At 64.5% G+C, this 18,274-nt stretch carries 17 protein-coding genes and 1 pseudogene; 4 read left to right on the top strand and 14 right to left on the bottom strand.

Annotated elements, in window-relative coordinates; translation table 11 throughout:
• Positions 1-145: 145 nt before the first annotated feature.
• The 8 genes and pseudogenes from CC207_RS22950 to CC207_RS22905 form a co-directional block, all read right to left on the bottom strand.
• Positions 146-523 (bottom strand): Rho termination factor N-terminal domain-containing protein, encoded by a 378-nt coding sequence (locus tag CC207_RS22950; RefSeq protein ID WP_069017607.1) that lies wholly within the window; start codon positions 521-523, stop codon positions 146-148.
• A 17-nt stretch (positions 524-540) separates the two neighbouring features.
• Complete coding sequence (locus CC207_RS22945; RefSeq protein ID WP_069017606.1) at positions 541-969, bottom strand: hypothetical protein; 429 nt, start codon at positions 967-969, stop codon at positions 541-543.
• A 27-nt stretch (positions 970-996) separates the two neighbouring features.
• Positions 997-1,956: a lysylphosphatidylglycerol synthase domain-containing protein gene (locus CC207_RS22940; RefSeq protein WP_069017605.1), complete on the bottom strand. Its 960-nt coding sequence runs from the start codon at positions 1,954-1,956 to the stop codon at positions 997-999.
• Positions 1,956-3,158 (bottom strand): cardiolipin synthase ClsB, encoded by a 1,203-nt coding sequence (clsB, locus tag CC207_RS22935; RefSeq protein ID WP_088852822.1) that lies wholly within the window; start codon positions 3,156-3,158, stop codon positions 1,956-1,958. Before clsB ends, CC207_RS22940 begins: the two co-directional genes overlap by 1 nt.
• Positions 3,155-3,928, bottom strand: a complete 774-nt coding sequence (locus tag CC207_RS22930; RefSeq protein WP_088852821.1) for an endonuclease/exonuclease/phosphatase family protein — start codon at positions 3,926-3,928, stop codon at positions 3,155-3,157. The genes clsB and CC207_RS22930 overlap by 4 nt, the downstream gene beginning before the upstream one ends.
• Positions 3,925-4,842: a DUF72 domain-containing protein gene (locus tag CC207_RS22925; protein WP_088852820.1), complete on the bottom strand. Its 918-nt coding sequence runs from the start codon at positions 4,840-4,842 to the stop codon at positions 3,925-3,927. The genes CC207_RS22930 and CC207_RS22925 overlap by 4 nt, the downstream gene beginning before the upstream one ends.
• A 567-nt stretch (positions 4,843-5,409) precedes the next feature.
• A pseudogene (locus tag CC207_RS22915) lies at positions 5,410-5,954 on the bottom strand (type 1 glutamine amidotransferase domain-containing protein).
• A gap of 323 nt (positions 5,955-6,277) precedes the next feature.
• Complete coding sequence (locus CC207_RS22905; protein WP_088852817.1) at positions 6,278-6,562, bottom strand: hypothetical protein; 285 nt, start codon at positions 6,560-6,562, stop codon at positions 6,278-6,280.
• A gap of 377 nt (positions 6,563-6,939) precedes the next feature.
• Between CC207_RS22905 and CC207_RS22900 the strand changes: the two genes are divergently transcribed.
• Both CC207_RS22900 and CC207_RS22895 read left to right on the top strand, forming a co-directional pair.
• A complete protein-coding gene (locus tag CC207_RS22900) occupies positions 6,940-7,335 on the top strand; it encodes a low affinity iron permease family protein (RefSeq protein ID WP_028688899.1) in 396 nt (131 codons plus the stop codon).
• A gap of 14 nt (positions 7,336-7,349) precedes the next feature.
• Positions 7,350-7,901 (top strand): ATP-dependent Clp protease proteolytic subunit, encoded by a 552-nt coding sequence (locus CC207_RS22895; protein ID WP_088852816.1) that lies wholly within the window; start codon positions 7,350-7,352, stop codon positions 7,899-7,901.
• Positions 7,902-7,947: 46 nt separating this feature from the next.
• Here CC207_RS22895 and CC207_RS22890 read toward each other — a convergent pair whose 3' ends face one another.
• The gene (locus tag CC207_RS22890; protein ID WP_088852815.1) at positions 7,948-12,072 is read right to left on the bottom strand and encodes a CheR family methyltransferase; all 4,125 of its coding nucleotides are present in this window, start codon (positions 12,070-12,072) and stop codon (positions 7,948-7,950) included.
• 76 nt (positions 12,073-12,148) lie between these two features.
• Positions 12,149-12,376: a hypothetical protein gene (locus CC207_RS22885; protein WP_088852814.1), complete on the bottom strand. Its 228-nt coding sequence runs from the start codon at positions 12,374-12,376 to the stop codon at positions 12,149-12,151.
• Between the two features lie 332 nt (positions 12,377-12,708).
• Between CC207_RS22885 and CC207_RS22880 the strand changes: the two genes are divergently transcribed.
• Positions 12,709-12,930: a DUF6555 family protein gene (locus tag CC207_RS22880; RefSeq protein WP_028688896.1), complete on the top strand. Its 222-nt coding sequence runs from the start codon at positions 12,709-12,711 to the stop codon at positions 12,928-12,930.
• Between the two features lie 56 nt (positions 12,931-12,986).
• On the opposite strand, the gene CC207_RS27050 is transcribed toward CC207_RS22880, so the two are convergent.
• Both CC207_RS27050 and CC207_RS22875 read right to left on the bottom strand, forming a co-directional pair.
• Entirely contained in the window at positions 12,987-13,160 is a 174-nt protein-coding gene (locus tag CC207_RS27050) for a hypothetical protein (protein ID WP_158216149.1), read from the bottom strand.
• Positions 13,161-13,271: 111 nt separating this feature from the next.
• Positions 13,272-13,886, bottom strand: a complete 615-nt coding sequence (locus tag CC207_RS22875; protein ID WP_088852813.1) for a response regulator transcription factor — start codon at positions 13,884-13,886, stop codon at positions 13,272-13,274.
• A 107-nt stretch (positions 13,887-13,993) separates the two neighbouring features.
• Here CC207_RS22875 and CC207_RS22870 point away from each other — a divergent pair, with 107 nt between their 5' ends.
• Positions 13,994-15,625 (top strand): hybrid sensor histidine kinase/response regulator, encoded by a 1,632-nt coding sequence (locus CC207_RS22870; protein WP_088852812.1) that lies wholly within the window; start codon positions 13,994-13,996, stop codon positions 15,623-15,625.
• Positions 15,626-15,738: 113 nt separating this feature from the next.
• Here the strand turns inward: CC207_RS22870 and CC207_RS22865 are convergent, their stop codons facing one another.
• Complete coding sequence (locus CC207_RS22865; RefSeq protein WP_143496169.1) at positions 15,739-15,933, bottom strand: hypothetical protein; 195 nt, start codon at positions 15,931-15,933, stop codon at positions 15,739-15,741.
• A gap of 274 nt (positions 15,934-16,207) precedes the next feature.
• Positions 16,208-18,256 (bottom strand): phenylacetic acid degradation bifunctional protein PaaZ, encoded by a 2,049-nt coding sequence (paaZ, locus tag CC207_RS22860; RefSeq protein ID WP_088852810.1) that lies wholly within the window; start codon positions 18,254-18,256, stop codon positions 16,208-16,210.
• Between the last annotated feature and the right edge of the window lie 18 nt (positions 18,257-18,274).

Raw genomic sequence — 18,274 nt, 5'->3', positions numbered from 1 at the left:
TACGGGCGGCGCCTGGGCTGACGCAGCTGTCGCTAGCGGGCTATGGCGCTAGACTCTTGATCGGCAACGGCAACGGCAACGGCAACGGCAACGGCAACGGCAACGGCACAGCGCCGAGCTTGCCTCGGGGGGACGCCGGCGCGTCTCAAGCCACCTTGCGTAAGGCCTCGATCAATTCTCCCTTGCGCATGCTCGAGCGCCCGGCAATGTGCCGCTTGCGCGCACGGTCCATCAGTTCAGCCTTGGTCATGTCCTCCAGCCGCTGTCCGGGGCGAGGCACGCCATGCTTGGTCGCCACCGCGCGCCGGGCCGATGAAGCCCGCGCCTGGGCCTTGGCCGCAGGGCTTTTCTTCTGCCCGGAACCGCCTTTGCGCTCGCCGCCTCCTGACTGCTTGTTGACCGTGGCCCAGGCGCGGGCTTCGGCTTCGTCCTTGGACACGCCCTTGTCCTCGTAGCTCTGCTCGATGTGCTCGGCCTTGCGTTTCTGCTTGTCGCTGTATTTGTCTTTGTCTCCACGTGGCATGGTCGTTCTCCTCTGCGTCAGTGAGTCTGCCAGACCCCGTTGTTGCGCTCGCAATCGCTGCGCGCCTGGCCCAGGCTCGGGGTGTCGTAGTAATAGGTGATGATCCGCGCATCCTTGGGCACGGCTGGGCGGGTAGAGGGTTCACCACGTCCGGCGGCATCGGGGTTGGCCAGGGTCTCCTGGGTCAGCGGCGCGATGCAGCTGCCGACGCTGCCGTCGGCGCAACGCTCGACCCGGCGCTTCTGGCTGTTGAGCATTTCCTTGCTTTCGTTGCTGCACGACCAGGCGATCGCTTCGGCCGGCATGTTGCCGTAGCTGTAGCACGTGTGCTGCTGTACCGGCTTGACTGCCTCGCTGGAGGAGCGGGTGACCACATCACAGCCTTCGGCCAGCACCTGCCCGCTGGCCAAGGTGCCCAGCAGTGCCATGTACACAATGAACCGCATGATGTACCTCCCGGGCCCGATGGCCCATCAGCGCTTGTCGAGGGCCGGCCCGGCCTGTTGGCGCAAGGCCTTGGCGCGCTTCTCGAGGATCAGGTAGGTGAACACCGCCAACAACAGCGGAATCAGGTAGTACAACGTTCGATAACCCAGCAGCGCGGCGACCAGCTCGCCCTGACCGAGCTGGCCATGGAGCAGGGCGAGGAACACGGCCTCCAGCACGCCGAGCCCTGCGGGAATATGGGCGACCACGCCCGCCACGCAGCTGATCAGCAGCACGCCCAATACCGACGGATAGAACAGGTCTGGTGGCAGCAGCAGGTGGATCAGTGCTGCCATCAGTGCCCAGTTGCTCGCGCCCAGGGCCACCTGGCACAGCGCCAGGCGCAGGCCCGGCAGGGTGACTTCGTGCCCGCGCAGGTCCCACGTTCGCCGCTTGGCGAAGGCGCAGGCGAACAGGTAAGTCAACGCGACCGCCATCATCAGTACGCCGATCAGGCGCAGACCCCCAGCCCCCACCGCCCAGTTTTCCGGCAGCTTGACCATGCCAAGGGCGAACACGGTGCCGGCCAACAACAGGTAGCCCATCCAGTTGGTCAACAGACCCAGGGTGAGGATGCGGGTGATGGTTGGCGTGTCGAGCCCCAGCCTGCCGTACAGGCGATAACGCAGGGCCACGCCACCGACCCAGGTGGTGAAGTTGAGGTTGAACGCATAACACACGAACGCCACCGGCAGCACCTGGCGGGCCGGCAGGCGATGGCCGGTGTAGGCGCGAGCGAGCAGGTCGTAGCTGGCGAACACCAGGTAGCTGCACAGGGCCAGCAGCAACCCCAGGGCCAGGGTCGAGGGTCGGTAGGCCAGCAGCGACTGGCGGACTTCGTTCCAGTCCAGGTTACGCGCCAGGGTGAACAGTAGCACCGGGATCAGCACCAGGAACAGCACGGTCAGCAGGCGTTTGCCCCAGGTCTTCCAGCGTGGCGTGGCCATCAGGTCTTACCCCCGTGGTAGCCGGCCGGGGCCTCGCTGTCGGCTTGCAACGACTGCAGGCGTTGCCGGTGCGCCGGGAACCAGCCGGCGATACGCGGGAAATAGCGGGTGATGTGGAAGCCCAGGAAGATCAAGGGGGCGCGCCACCAGTAGCCACGCACCATGCGCTCCAGCGTCACGGTCTTGCAGTGTTCGCGGGTGAGCTCGCTCAAGTGTTGGTAGAGCACATCGTTGAACGCACGGTCGCGAACCAGCAGGTTGGCCTCCAGGTTGAACGACAGGCTCAGTGGGTCGAGATTGCTCGAGCCTACGGTGGACCACTCGTCGTCCACCAATGCCACCTTGCCGTGCAGCGGGCGCTGGCAGTACTCGTGGATGTGCACGCCATCGCGCAGCAGGTAGTTGTAGAGCAGCCGCGAGAGCGCGCGCACCCAGCGCATGTCGGGCTGCCCCTGGAGGATCAGGGTCACCTCGACCCCGCGCCGAGCGGCGTTGCGCAGCTCGCGCAGCAGACGGTAGCCCGGGAAGAAGTAGGCATTGGCCACGACGATACGTTGCCTGGCTTCACGGAAGACCTGCAGGTAACAGACCTCGATATCGTTGCGATGCCGCCGGTTGTCGCGCTCCACCAGCACGGCGCTGGCCGGGCCCGCCTCAATGCCGGTCGGCCGGACCTGGCTGGCGGTGTCCAGCACCGGTGCAAGCAGGCGGCAGGAGGATGCATGTACCTGGGCAACCACCGGGCCGACGACTTCCACGGCGTAGTCCTGCTTGGCCTGCGGACCGAAGTCGCCGAGATGGTCGGCGCTGTAATTGATGCCACCGATGAACGCGCGCTGCCCATCGATCACCAGGATCTTGCGGTGCAGGCGGCGGAACAGGTTGGTGCGCATGCCGGCCAGCCGGGGTTGCGGATCGAACGCATGGAAACGCACCCCGGCCCCGGTCATCGAGGCGATGAAGTCGTCGGGCAGGTCCGCGGTGCCATAGCCGTCCACTGCCACCTCGACCCGCACCCCGCGCCGCGCGGCGTCGATCAGGGCCTGGCGCAAAGGTTGGCCGACCTTGTCGTCATAGATGATGAAGGTCTCCAGGAGGATCTCCTCGCGTGCCTGGGCCATGGCCTCGAAAACGCGCGGGTAGTACTGCTCGCCGTTGATCAACAGTTCGACACGGTTGCCGTTGCTCCAGGACTGTTTCATAGCGTCACCTGCGCCACCAGTGGGGCATGGTCGGAGAGGTGTGACCAGGGGTATCTGGACAACACCCGCGCTTGGCAGGCTTGCGCATTGCGCAGGTAGATGCGGTCCAGGCGCAGCAGCGGCAGGCGGGCGGGAAAGCTGCGCGCCGGCCTGCCAAAGGCCTCGACCAGGTATTCTGAGAGCCGCGAATCCGCTTTCAGGCGCCAGTCGTTGAAGTCACCGGCGATGATGACCGGCTCGTCCGGCGGCAGGCTGTCGAGCAATGCCAGCAGCAGGCCGACCTGGCGCTGGCGATGGGCCTCGCGCAGCCCCAGGTGCACGCAGATCGCGTGTACCTGCTCATGGCCAGGCACTTCGAGCAGGCAATGCAGCAGGCCGCGTTCCTCGTTGCCGTGGATCGTCACGTCAAGGTTGTCGTGGGCGCGAATAGGAAACTTGGACAGCAGGGCGTTGCCATGGTCGCCATGGGGATAGACCGCGTTGCGCCCGTAGGCGAACTGCGGCCACATGCTGTCGGCGAGGAATTCGTACTGAGGCGTCGTCGGCCAGGTCGGGTGGCGTTCGGCATGCCCGTGGTGGCTGCCATGCACCTCTTGCAGGAACACCAGGTCGGCCCCGGTGGCGCGCACCGCCTCGCGCAGCTCTGGCAGGATGAAACGGCGATTGAACAGGGTAAAGCCCTTGTGCACGTTGAGGGTCAGCACCGTCAGGCGGTGCACGGCGGTCACCTTGCCGATGATGCAGCGGGGAGTGGGCAGGGTCCCGTTCATAGAGGCTCCTGCGGCTCGACGCCAGGCTCGGTCACCAGCTCGCCGTCAAGGCCGAGCTTGGCCAGCAGGCGGCGGGCATCGTAGGGGGCATGCACTTTCTGGTCGTTGTCGAAGTAACAGTACACGTCACGGGATGCGCGTTTTGCAGGGGCCCGGCGTACGACGCGCCGGGCATCTTCCGGTTGGCCGCCCGCAGCCCAGGCCTGGATGCGCAGGCGCCAGCGGCGCAGTGCGCTGGCGGTGTAGCCGCTGCTGTAGAGCTCGACATCGCCATGCAGGCGCAGGTACACGAAATCGGCCGTGATCTCCTCGACATAAGGCCATTTGCCCGCGCTGTCAGCGACCACCAAGGCAATCTTGTGCTTGCGCAGCAGGTTGATAAAGGTGTCGCAGAGGAAGCTGGGGTGGCGAATTTCCACGGCGTGGCGCAGGCGCTGGTTGCCGCGGATGGCCGTGCCGCTGTTGTCTTGCAGGCGCTCGGCCGCCTGGCGGGCAAGGAGGCGGGCAGCGTTGCGATCACGCGGCAGCTTGGCCAGGAAATCGCTGAAGCGTTGCGCATCAAATTTCAGGCTCGGCGGAAACTGCCACAGGAATGGCCCCAGCTTGTCGCCCAGCATTAGCGGGCCCGATGCGAAGAAGTTGGCAAGCGGCTCGTCGATTTCTCGAAGCCTGCGCACATGGGTGATATAACGCGGCGCCTTGACCGAGAACACGAAGCCCTGGGGTGTTTGGTCACGCCAATGACCATAGCGTTCCGGTGTCTGCAGCGCGTAGAACGAACCATTGATCTCGATGCTGTTGACCGCTCGCGAGGCGAAGGCCAGTTCGTCGTCCTGGCGTAGCCCCTTGGGGTAGAAGTCCTTGCGCCATGGGCCATAGCGCCAACCGGAAATACCAATACGGATCTCGCTCACGAGAGCCCCCTGTGCTCGTGTACTTATCAGTAGCGACTGGTAGCGGTGCGAGAGGGTTCATCAGGATTGACGAGTGGCGCTGGCGGAAATGCCCTGGCGGAGCTTTGTTGGCGACAAAGCACCGCCGTTTGGTTCTTTCTATGACTGATAAGTCAGCGATCAGCCTCTCAACGTGTTGAAAGGGTTCCAAAAAAAACGATCGGTGGTCAGCCTAGTTTCCGACAATGTGTCTTACTTAGATCTCACCGTGGGAGAACGTGATGAGAGAAAGAGGTCAGACGTATTGGGATTGGATGGATACGCAGCTACATTGCCGTACGCACACTGAAATACTTGATACCGGCTGGACTATAGATGTCCAGGTGCGCCTTTCACGTGTTGGAACCACACAGTTGTTCATGGGCATCTATCGCCAGGACGGTGCATTGATCCACGAAGAAGCCTATGGGACGCGCCCGGGGCAGTCCATGACGACCGCCCTGCTATGGGGTGTTGCCAGGGCGCGTGAGCTGGCCTGTTCTCAATCCTCTTCCGATGCCGCTTCCCACTGACGGAACGAAGGACTGCCTAGCTACCGGCCAGCGCCTTGATCAACTGCTCGTTGAAGGCCGGAATATCGTCTGGCTGGCGACTGGTAATCAGATTGCCGTCCACCACCACTTCTTCATTTACCCAGTTGCCGCCAGCGTTGCGAATATCATCCTGCAAGGTCTTGTAGCTGGTCATCCGTCTGCCTTTGGCCAGATCACTCGATACCAGCAGCCAAGCGCCATGGCAAATGACCGCCAAGGGTCTGCTTGCCGAGTCGTGGCTTTTCACCAATTTCTGCGCTGCACAGGCATCAGGCGAATGGTATCGGAGTTCTGTACGCCCCCCGGCACCACAATGGCATCGTAAAGATCAAGGTGGGCGCTCTCGAAGGTGGCGTCCACCGCAAACTCATCGGCAGGCTTGTCATGGTTCCAGCCGCGAACGGTTCCCTCCTTGTCACTCAGAATGTCGATTACCGCTCCATTTGTTTCGAGCGCTTCGCGAGGCCCCGTCAGTTCCACCTGTTCAAAACCATCAGTGACCAGGAAGGCAACGCGCTTGCCATTCAGTTGAGCAGTCATTTTTCGATCTCCGTTTTCGATGGGCCCTGGGAGGCGAAGGGCTGTGCTCCTGCCGCCCAAGGTCAAGGTGCGGTCATCCGTCAGATTGTTCCTCGGGTGCCACTTGGCCTTCCGGCCAGTCGGGTGCCTCGTGTTTCGGATCGGGCGGTGGTACCTTGTCGCCGGGGTCGTGCGGTATTTCATCGACATAAGGATCTGGATGATCGGGGCCTATCATGGGCTTTACCTCGTCAGCTAAAGCGCGGCCTTGCTTCGTGCTTGTACCGCAACTGTCCAATACCTCCCCAGGGCGAACGCTGTCGCCCTGGGGAACGCCTTTGCAATCAGCGTTCCTTGTCCATGCGTTGGCCTGGGTCACGATGTTGGCCGCCGACTGTTCCGGTGTCGGAGAGGTTTTCCTTGTCCTCAGGCTGCTCCAGCGATTGCCCGCCTTGTCGCCCGGTGTCCTGGGATTGCGCCCACTCCTTGTCGGTCTTGTCATCAGGTCGTTGTCCACCTTTCTGCCGGTCGGTCATGTCGCCCGCCGAGCCGTGGCCCCCTTGCTGGCCGGCGTTGCCCACGTTGGTGTCGGCGCTACGGTCGCCGCCCTTGTCTTGATTGTTAGCCATGATGGCTTACCTCTGGTCGAACACAGGAAGGTCTGTGTTCAGTTATGACTGGGCCGTGAGTCATCGCACTGCAATGATTTTCCGATTTTCGGACCGGTTGCCTGAAGGACTGCGAGGCAAACATTTAGCGGGTGAACAACCGCGGTACAGCGCGTGGTTGGCGAGAAAAACTGGAACTTTGCTCGCCTTGCGAGCCTCCACCGCATGCCGGCGCGCAAACCGAGGTGAGCCATGAAAAGCGAAAATGCTTTTGACGACGATCAACCGCAAGCCACGGTGCAACCGGGTGAGGGACAACCGCAAGTGCAGCCGGACGACCCGGACATCGAGGGACTGCCCGGTGAAACCAGGCCACCGGCCTGGAGGAGACCCAACGCATGAAATTCGACCGGTTTGCCCAATGGCTGGCCAGCCACAGTGGACGCCCGGTGACCTTCGTCATCGCATTGATGCTGATCATCGCCTGGGGCGTCAGCGGGCCATTGTTCCACTTCAACGACACCTGGCAACTGGTGATCAATACCTCGACCACGATCATCACCTTCCTCATGGTGTTCCTGATCCAGAACACCCAGAACCGCGACAACGATGAGCTGCACATCAAGATCGACGAGCTGCTGCGCACCACCAAGCGGGCGCACAAGGCCCTGCTCGACCTCGAAGACATGGGGCCGGCCGAACTGCATGCGCTGCGCAAGCATTACCAGCAGATCGGCGAGCACGACCTGGCGGCGCCGGGCAGTGACCTTGCGCAAAAGCACACGCCTGACTGACCCTGGAGGACGACATGGCCAGACATATCATCCACTACACCGGCCCGATCAACTCCGCGACCTGCGGCAACCTGATCAATACCTGCTCCAAGGCCCTGCAGCAGGGCGCTGAGCTGTTGCAAGTGAATATCGCCACCATGGGCGGCGAATGCAGCTACGGCTTCACCCTGTACAACTTCCTGCGCGCCTTGCCGGTGCCGGTGCATACCCACAACCTGGGCACGGTCGAGTCGATGGGCAACATCCTGTTTCTGGCCGGTGTTCACCGTACCGCCTGTGCCTGCAGCAAGTTCCTGTTCCATCCCTTCCACTGGACCTTGCACGGCTCGGTGGACCATGCGCGCATGGCCGAATACGCCATGAGCCTGGACTACGACCTGCGCCTGTATGCGCAGATCGTCGCCGAACGGACCGAAGGCGCCAGCGACGTGCTGGACGTGCCGCGTTACTTGATGGCCTATCCGCGTATCCTGGGGCCGGAGGAGGCGCTGGCCAGTGGGATGATTCATGCCATCGACGAATTGCCCATCGCTGCGGATGCGGTGCAATGGAGCGTGCATGCATGAGTGGGGCAGGGGGCGATGGAATGCGTCTTGACGACGCTGTGCCAGCTCAATAGGGCTCCGATCCGCACAATGTCTCTATGGCCTCGACCAGGTCGTCGTACCCCACCGGTTTGCTCAGGTGCCGGTCGAAGCCTGATTGGCGTGAGCGGTACTGGTCGGCGCTGGCACCATAGCCGGTCAGGGCAATGGCCGGCGTGTAGCGCAGGTGCCCCAGGGCACGCAGCGCCTTGATCAGGGCGTGGCCGTCCATCACCGGCATGCCGATATCGGACAGGATGATATCGTAGCGCCCGCTGGCGGCGGCCTCCAGCGCCGCTTGCGGATAGCTATAGGCCTCGACTTGCGCGCCTTCCATCTCCAGCAACTGCTGCATGACCTCGAGAATTTCCACCGAGTCGTCCACCAGCAGCACCTTGACGCCGTCCAGGCGGCCGTCGCTGGTCTGCCCGGATGCCTCGTTCGGGGCCTGACGCCCGGGCGCGCACAGTGGCAGGCAGACCGTGAAGGTCGTGCCGCAACCCAGCCCCGGGGAATACGCCGCCACCGTCCCGCCATGGGCCTCGACCAGCTGGCGCACCAGTGACAGGCCGATACCCAGGCCGTCGCGGTTGCCGGACAGCTGTGGGGCGGCCTGGGTGAACAGGTCGAAAACGCTCTCCAGGCTGTCCTCGGTCAGGCCGACACCCTGATCGATCACCTCCAGGCGTGCATGGGCGTCCTGTCTGGCGAGTACCACGCGAATCTCGCTGCCTGCGGGGCTGAATTTCAATGCGTTGTTCAGCAGATTCCAGATGATCTGCTCGAGCCGCGTGCCATCGGCCTCCACGTGAACAGGCGCGCCATCCGCAGGCAGTGCCAGGCGCACGGCGCAAGGATGCTGTTCGTTAAGCACCACGGCATGGATCCCCTGAAGTACCGTGCCCAGGTCGATCACCTGGGTCTTGAGCTTGAGTTTGCCGGTGCGGATGCGAGCGACATCAAGCAGATCGTCGATGATCCGCGCTTGACTGGAGACCGCGTCGCAGATAACGCCGATGGCCTTGCTGGCAGCGCTGGCGGCTTTCACCGACGGCGACCGCCGCAGGATCTCGGCGTTGAGCTGGATCAGGTTCAGCGGGTGCTTGAGTTCATGGGACATGACGGCGAAAAACTCGTCCTTCATGTGACTGGTGCTCTGCGACTCGGCCAGTTGCTTGCTCTGCTCGTCGTGCAGGCGCTTGTGGCCGGTGAGGTCGCGGGCGATCTTGACGTAGCCCCGCAAGCTGCTGCCCTTGAGGCGCGACACCTCGCCGCTGCAATAGAAACGGCTGCCATCCTTGCGTACGTGCCAGCGCTCGTCCTGACCACGACCATGGAGGCGGGCGCTGCGCAGTTCACGCTCCGGCACGCCGCTGGCCTGGTCCTGCTCGGTGAAGATCAGCTGGTAGTGGCGGCCGAGGACCTCGTCCTTGCCATAGCCGAAAATCAGCGCGGCCCCCGTGTTCCAGTCGGTGATCAGGCCTTGGTCGTCAAGCAGGATGATGGCGAAGTCATGGGTGCTTTCCGCCACCAGGCGCATGCGTTCCTCGCCCTGGCGCAGGCGTTCCTCCGCGGCGCGGCTCTGGCTGATGTCGATGAAGGTCAGTACGGTGCCGTCGACGTTGCGCTCGCTGGCCCGGTAGGGCAGCAGGCGGGCCAGGTACCAGTGCTGGTTGTGGCCGAGCACTTCGCGTTCGATGGTGGTCTCGCGTTCGACCACTGCACGGGCATCGTCAGCCAGGCCTGGGTAGTCCAGGCGATGGGTGATGTCGAGCAGCGAACGGCCGGTGTCCACCGGCAACATGCTGAAGATGTCGGTGGCCCGGGGGGTGAACCAGCGGATGCACAGGTTGCGGTCGACGAACACCGTGGCGATGTCGGTCGAGGCGATCAGGTTGCTCAGGTAGTCGTTGACCTTGTCGGTCTCCTCGACCTTGGTCTTGAGCTCGTAGTTGACCGTCAGCAGCTCTTCGTTGATCGACTGCAGCTCTTCCTTGCTGGTTTCCAGCTCCTCGCTGGCCGAGCGCAGCTCCTCGTTGATCGCCTGCATTTCCTCGTTGGAAGCGGTCAGCTCCTGGCTGGAAAACTCCGATTGCTCGATGGTTTCCTGCAATTGCAGCCGTGTGCGATGCAGTTCGCGCTCCAGGTTGGTCAACAACATGCCTTCGCTCTGCTCGAGAGCAGGGCTGGGGCCTGCATTGCCGTCGACTTCGATGCTCTGGAACACCACCAGAAGGCAGTCGGTGCCACTGGGGTCATCCTGGTGGGGTTGGATCAGGATCTGCACCGAGGTCGAGTATTCGTCGAGGTTGACCTCGACCCTGCGCGAGGTCACCGCCTGGCCGCTGCCTTGCGCTTGCAGCAAGGTGCTGCGCAGGGCGGGCCGTAACGGGGCGATGACCAGGTTGAGCAGGTTGTGGCTGAGCTCGCCACCCGCGTGACGCAGGAAGCGTCCGACGCCTTCGCTCATGTGCAGGATATTGCCCTCGGTATCGACCACCAGGCTGGGCGGCGTGCAGCGGGCGAGGGCGCGGTGATGGATCTCGGCGTAGGACAAGCGGCGACTGCTACGTGCCCGGGCAGGTGACGCGAGCGCAGGTTCCGGGGCCTGCAGGCGCGCCGGATGGCTGGTGGTCTGCACCTCCCGGGCGCGGAAGATGCGGTTGCGTTTGTCCACGGCGACGAACAGGTCGGCCGCAAGGTCCGTCGACTCGGAGCTGCCCAGGAACAGATGGCCGCCTGGACGCAGGGCGAAATGGAACAGGCGCAGGATGTCGCGTTGCACATCGCGGTCCAGGTAGATCAGCAGGTTGCGGCAAACGATCAGGTCGAGTTGGGAGAACGGTGGATCGGATAGCAGGTTATGACGGGCGAACAGAACCTTTTCCCGGATTTCCTTGCGCACCCGGAAGTGCTGATCCTCCTTGATGAAGAACTGGCGCAGGCGCGCCGCCGACACGTCGGTGGCGATGGCGTCTGGATACTGCCCGGCACGGCCGAGGCCGATGGCGCGTTCGTCGAGGTCGGTCGCGAATACCTGCACCTGGACGCTACGCTGCTCCACCGCCAACTGTTCGGCCACCAGCATCGCCAAACTGTAGGCCTCCTCGCCGGTAGAGCAGCCCGCCGACCAGATGCGCACTTCGTGCGCCGCCTCTTCAATGGCATCCATGTTGACCAGGCCGGGCATCACATGGCGCTGCAACGCTTCGAACGCCTCGCGGTCGCGGAAGAAGTTGGTCACCCCGATCAGCATGTCGGCCAGCAGCGCCCGCGATTCCTCAGGGTGGCATTGCAGGAAATCGAGATAGCCGGCCAGGTCTGTCTGGCCGGTCACATGCAGCCGGCGCTCCAGGCGACGCAGCACGGTGGCACGCTTGTAATGGCTGAAGTCGTGGCCGGTCTCGCCTTGCAACGTCAGCAGGATCTCATCCAGCAGCGGGTCACTCGCCGCCGGGTCGCCCTCTCGCTCTCCCAGTGGTGGCGGCAGGCTGTCGTCTTCGATTTCCGGTAACTTCACCTGGCGCGCCGTACGCCACAACTCGACCAGGCGCGCAGGCATTTCATCCACCGGCAGCAGCAGGTCGACCATGCCGGTGGCCAGCGCCGCACGGGGCATGTCGGGGTATTCGGCATCCTCGGGTGCCTGCACCAGGGTCAGGCCACCTTGCTCCTTGATGCGCGACAGGCCTACGGCGCCGTCGCTGCCGGTTCCCGAGAGCACCACGCAGAAAGCGTGATCCTTGTGCACGTCGGCCAGGTCGCGGAAGAACAGGTCGATGGCCACATGATCGCCGCGGTTGCGCTTGGCCGGGCTGACCCGCAGGTAGCCGTCGTTGGTCGACAGGCGATTGGCCGGCGAGATCACGTAGACATGGTTGCGTTCGATCGGCACCGGCTCGCTGACCTGGCGCACCGGCATGCGGGTGACGGCCTGGATGATCCGGTCGGCTTGGCTCTGGTGGTCCGGGGACAGGTGCAGCACGACGACGAACGCCATGCCGGAATTGTCCGGGGTGTGCTGGAAGAACCGGCGGATCGCCTCCAGGCCGCCGGCCGAGGCACCGATGCCGACCACGGGGAAGTCCAGGTGGCTGGGGCTGAGCGCCGGATTGTGCGGCGAGGCGAGGGGCGATTTGCTGGACGACTTCATGGCATCAGCCTTGTACGGACCTGGAAATGGCCCAGGGTGAATCGCCGGGCACTGGGCGCAGATTATAGGCTGCCGCTCACTTTGGCGACGAGCGGGTACCTTGAATCAGTGCAAGGTGTTCGATGGCTTCCTGATAGCGTACAGCAGTCTTGCGTCGTAGTTTCTGATAATGGTCGAAGCGATTGGCGTCGAGCCCATCTCCTTCGAGCAGGACAATGGCGGCATGCTCGAGTTGGTAGGCGCTGGCGAACAGCCGGCGATTCTGCTCAAGCGCGAGCGCCTGGCAGCTGTGTATCATGGGCATGGGAGCTCCGTTGTGCGAAGTGGGCATTCAGTGGTGTGACCGCCGGCCACGCGAATAAGTGCAAATGATTTGCCCGGTGTCGAGCCCATGCACCCCGCACGCTGGTTAACGTTGGCCAGAGCAGGGCAACAATGGGTGCGCTGTGGCGGATTGCGACGGCTCAAAACGGTTGCACGGTGACACGGCCTCCACCTCCAACCCAGCCATGGGGCGGCGGCGATGCGTAATGGGCTGGCCCTTCCTTCACCGTGTCTGGCATTTTTTTTTGAATTTTCATGGCGCACCACGATCAGTCAAAGAGTCATCCATGGAGAAGAGGAGGGCCTGCGGCGATGCCTAGTCCCCAGCTGTACACCATTGAATACCGGCTGCACGGAGAGCCACGGCGGTTCATCATCCGCCAGGAACACATGGACAATGCCGAAGCCTGGCACTGGGCCAGTTGCGATGCGGGGTTGGGGATCATTCCGAAGTTCGGGCGGGAAAAGATCAAAAAGGTCAGCCGACCGCTGGCCGAGCGGCACGGCATCACCGATGTGCACTGGCGGGTCTGATTCGTGCCCTTGATAGTGCACAGGCCCTTGGGCAGTGGGCAAGTCCGCGCCAGGCCCTAGGCCCCGGATTCCGGATCGCTGGCCGGCACGCTGGGGCGGTTTTCTTCCTCGGTAAGGTCAGGGGCGGCATCCGCATCATCGGGATCGGGCTGGTCGTTGCGTCGGTCTGGCTCCAGTTCCGGCCAGTCGCTCTGCACGTCACCACCACCCATCCCGTGTTTCTCGTTCATGCCGGCATCCTCCCTCAACGCGTGCGGCGGAACATTCGCTGCTCATGCATTGGGATCGTGCAGGGGGGTGGGAAGGTCTATCTCATCCCTTGCTTGGCGACAAGCGGTCGTTCAGTTTCCGGAATACTTCACGGCCGCCGCCGTGCGGGTCGGTACGTTGAGGGTCTTGAGCAGGGACGACACATGGATGCGTACGGTAAACGGCGAGATATCCAGCGCCCGTGCGATCTCCTTGTTGGTCTTGCCCTGGGCAATCAGGCGCAGCACGTCCTGCTGGCGGTCGGTGAGCTGTTCCAGTTCGCTGGAGGCCTCCCGTTGCGGCAGCAGGCCGCTGGGCACATAGTTGACCACCACCTCGCCGGCGCGAATGGCGAGGATGGCCGCGCCGATTTCCCCAGGGCTTACGCTCTTGCCGATAAAGCCATCGACACCCGCAGCCATGACTTCGCAGATGACCTGCGGGTCATCGACCATCGACACCACGATCAGCGTGGTGCGCGGCAACTGCAGGCGCAGCTCGGCGAGGCGACCGATGCAGGTCAGGCCGGGAAAGCGCAGGTCGAGGATCAGGGTGTCGGGCGTCTCGCCCAGTGTGGCCAGGCGCAGCACATCGGCCAGGCTGCCGGCTTCCTCCAACCGGGCGTCGGGCAGGATGCGTCGCACGGTGTTGACCATGGCTTCCCTGAACAGCGGATGGTCATCCGCCACGATGATGCGGCAACTCACGTCGAGGAACTCCCTGTCGTCCGGCACATGCTAATTTAGCAGTCAACTGCGGCATTTTCTTATGATGCATGCCGCAAATGCCGACTGGCGCACAAGGACGTTACCCCATGAGGTTCGAGAAGAACAACGAACTGGACCAGGCCAACCTGCGCATCATCGTCGCCTCCTGCGCGATCAGCTACGTGGCGCTGTTGGGCTTCCTGCCGGGACGCTCGCCGGCCACCTACCTGCCGGTACTGCTCTACTACGCAGGTTTTGTAGTGGTGTCGATCGGCATGCGCCAGGCCATCAAGCGCTGGCCGGGGCATTACCCGGCGCGGCGGATCTTCGGCATGCTCGGCGACTACACCGGTACCTGCTTCGGCCTGGTGGTCGGCGGCGAGACCGCATTGCCGCTGTATGCGGTGATGGTATGGATCAACCTGGGCAATGGCATGCGCTTCGGCTCGCGCTACCTGGCCATCGCCACGGTGCTGGCCCTGGCCGCGTTGCTGGTGGTGTGGCGGCTGACGCCTTACTGGCAGGAACAGCCGTTCCTGCTGCCGATGCTGCTGACCACCAGCACCTTGATCCCGTTCTACGCCCACCTGCTACTGGAGCGCACGCGCAAGGCCACGGCCCTGGCCGAGGCCGCGACCCGCGAGAAATCCCGCTTCCTGGCCCAGGCCAGCCATGACCTGCGCCAGCCGATCCACTCCATCGGCCTGTTCACCGCCTGCCTGCGCGAGGCGCGCCTGGGCGAGGAGGAGCGGCGCCTGGTGGACAGCATCGACCGTTCGCTGCTCAATGTCTCGCAGCTGTTCCGCTCGATCCTCGACCTGTACACCCTGGACAACGGCCGGGTGCAGCCGAAGTGGGAGGCTTTCGCGGTGGACGGCTTTCTGCGCGAACTGCTGCGCCAGAACAGCGAGGCGGCGCGCTGGGCCGGGGTCGAGATGCGCCTGGTGCCCAGCCGTCACTGGATTCGCGCCGACCCGGGCATGCTGGCGACCATGGTGCAGAACGTGCTGTCCAACAGCTTCAAGTACGCCGCCGGGCGCCCGCTGCTGATCGGCGTGCGGCCTCGCGGCCAGGGCCTGGCCATTGTCGTCTGCGACCAGGGCAGAGGGATCGCCGAGGAGCACCAGGGCCGAGTGTTCGAGGAGTTCTACCGGGTGCGCGAAGTGCGCGACAAGGATGTCGAGGGCGTTGGCCTCGGCCTGGCCATCGTCAAGCGGCTGGGGCGGTTGATGGGCCTGGAGGTCAGCCTGCGCTCGCGCCTGGGGCATGGCACCTGCGTGACCTTGAAGGGGCTGTCCAGAGCCTGCGCGCAGGTGTCGCGGGCCACGGTCGACCAGGCCGTGCAGGCGGGCCTGCTCACGGGGCTGCGGGTGTGCCTGGTGGAGGATGACGACAACGTGCTGCAGGCCACCAGCGCCTTGCTGCAGCGCTGGGGATGCGAGGTGCAGGCCGAGTGTTCGCCCTTTGGCCTGGTCAGTGACTGCGATGTGATCGTCGCCGACTACGACCTGGGCCCGCAGGCCACCGGCATCGACTGTATCGACCAGCTACGCGCGCAGCGCGGCGCCGATGTGCCGGCGCTGATCATGACCGGTCACGACATCGACAGGTTGCAGGGCGCCTTGCAGGCACGGGGCATCGCGGTGCTGGCCAAGCCGGTGCGACCTGCCGAGTTGCGCGCGGCGTTGCGCGCCTTGCGCGAGAGGGGAACGGCACCGGTGGTTCAGGCCGATGCCTGAGGGCGTCACTGGAAGACGGGGGCCTGGCCTTCTTTCCAGCAGGTCGGTGACGGGGTGATAAGGCCCATGCCAGCGACCGCGACCAGGCCTCCGCTGGCCACCTGGCAGTCATACTAGCCCTTGGCGGTGCTGGCGCTGAAGTAGGTGGTGTTGGAGTCGCTGCGCAGATTGCTGACCTTGTTCACCGGCACGCCAAGGGTGACTTCGGCGCGCTGCTTGAGGGTGTCGGCGCTGGGGCTGGCGGTCTGGCAACCGGTCAGGGCGGCGAGGCCGGCGAGCAGGAACAGGGACTTGAAGGGGAGGGACATGGGGATCATCGCGTTGCTTCCTTGGCATTGTTCTCGGTACGGCGCACCCACCGCCAGGAAGGGGGCTGGCGGTGGGGCGACTATAGCGCCGAGGGGCGTTGCAGGATGTAGGGCGGATGTGCGAGGTGGCATATTGCCTTTAGTGTCGGGTCTTTCAATGTATTGAGTAGTGACGTCAGGCTTGGACATGCCGGGGCTGCTTTGCAGCCCTTTCCGACCGGTCCGGCGCCCCGGCAAGGCCGCTCAGGGAGCGCGAATCGCCACCCAATCTCGCTTACCGCTTCAACACCAACGTCAAGATGTCATAACTGGCCACCAGCTCACCCAGTTGGTTGGTCACCTCCACATCCCAGGCCACCACCCCTTGCGCCTGCCCTTGCGGGCTGGTCTTGCCCTGGTCGATCTTGCGCTTGCAGGTCAAGCGCGCCTGGATGGTGTCGCCGATCCCCACCGGGGTGATGAAGCGCAGCGTGTCCAGGCCATAGTTGGCCAGCACCGGCCCTTCGCCCGGGCTGACGAACAACCCGGCCGCCGCCGACAGCACGAAGTAACCGTGGGCAATGCGCTTGCCGAACTGCGACTGCTTCGCCGCGATCTCGTCGAAGTGCATGTAGAAGTGATCGCCCGACAGGCAGCCGAAGTTGACCAGGTCGGCCTCGGTCACGGTGCGGCGGTGGGTCAGCAGCGATTCGCCGATGTGCAGGTCGTCGAAATGGCGACGGAACGGGTGCACCTCGGTCTCGATCACCTCGGCGCCGCGCACGTATTCACCGGTCACCGCCATGAGCATGCTTGGCGAGCCTTGCACGGCGGCGCGTTGCAGGTAGTGCTTGACCGCGCGCAGGCCACCCAGCTCCTCGCCGCCACCCGCTCGGCCGGGGCCGCCGTGCTTGAGCTGCGGCAATGGCGAGCCATGCCCGGTGGATTCCTTGGCTGCCTCGCTGTCGAGTACCAGCAGCCGCCCGTGCCAGGCCGCCGCCACCGGGATGGCCTTGGCCGCTACAGAGCGGTCAGCGGTCACCAGCGATGCCACCAGGCTGCCCTTGCCTCGCGCGGCCAGGGCCAGGGCCTCGTCGAGGTCGTCGTAGGCCATCAGCGTGCTCACCGGGCCAAACGCCTCGATGTCATGGGCGCCGCCTTCGGCATGCGGGTCGCGGGCCAGCAGCAGGGTCGGGGCGAAGAACGCACCCTCGGCCACGCCATCGCCGACCGCGGTGAAACCGTCACTGGCCCCCAGCAACTGCTCGCAGCTGTCCAGCAACTGGCGCACGCGCTCGCCGACATCGCGCTGTTGGTCGTGGGAGGCCAGCGCGCCCATGCGTACGCCCTCGACCGCAGGATCGCCCACCACCACCTTGCGCAGGCGTTCGCGCAGGCGGCTGGCCACCGCGTCGAGGTGCCTGGCCGGGACGATGGCGCGGCGGATCGCCGTGCATTTCTGCCCGGCCTTGGTGGTCATCTCCCGCGCCACTTCCTTGATGTACAGCTCGAACTCCTCGCTGTCGGGGCTGACGTCCGGGCCGAGGATGGCGCAGTTCAGCGAGTCGGCCTCGGCGGTGAAGGGCACCGAATGGCGGATCAGGTTCGGGGTCACGCGCAGCTTGGCCGCCGTGTCGGCGGAGCCGGTGAAGGTCACCACGTCCTGGCCCTGCAGGCGGTCGAGCAGATCGCCCGTGCTGCCGATCACCAGTTGCAGGCTGCCGGCCGGCAACAGGCCCGATTCGTTCATCAGGCGCACCACGGCTTCGGTCAGGTAGCTGGTCGCGGTAGCGGGCTTGACGATGCACGGCATGCCGGCGAGGAAGGTCGGGGCGAACTTCTCCAGCATGCCCCAGATCGGAAAGTTGAAGGCGTTGATATGCACGGCCACGCCTGTGCGCGGCACCAGGATATGGCTGCCGGCGAAGTGGCCTTGCTTGCCCAACGGGATCGCCGGCCCTTCATGCACCAGGTTGCCCGACGGCAGCTCGCGCCGGCCCATGCTCGAATAGGCGAACAGCGTGGCGTTGCCGCCCTCGATGTCGATCCAGCTGTCGGCGCGGGTGGCGCCGGAATGGCGGGACAGGGCGTAGAGCTGCTCCTTGCGCTCGGCCAGGTACAGCGCCAGGGCCTTGAGCCGGGCGGCGCGCTGCTGGAAATCCATGGCCAGCAACTGCTTGAGGCCCTGTGCCCGGGCGAAATCCACGGCCTCGGCGAAATCCGGGCGCTCTTCGTGGCTGTAGGCCAGGACGTGGCCATCGAGGGCGCTGCGCAGGGCCTGGGCGCCATGCTGGCCGATCCAGCGGCCGGCGATGAAGCTTTGCAGGGTAGGGGCGGCGGACATGCTGTTCTCCTATAAAGG

This window comes from Pseudomonas sp. DrBHI1, assembly GCF_002205115.1.
GTDB lineage: Bacteria > Pseudomonadota > Gammaproteobacteria > Pseudomonadales > Pseudomonadaceae > Aquipseudomonas > Aquipseudomonas mosselii.
Note: the sequence above shows the minus strand (reverse complement) of the source record. Positions and strands in the feature narration are given on the sequence as shown.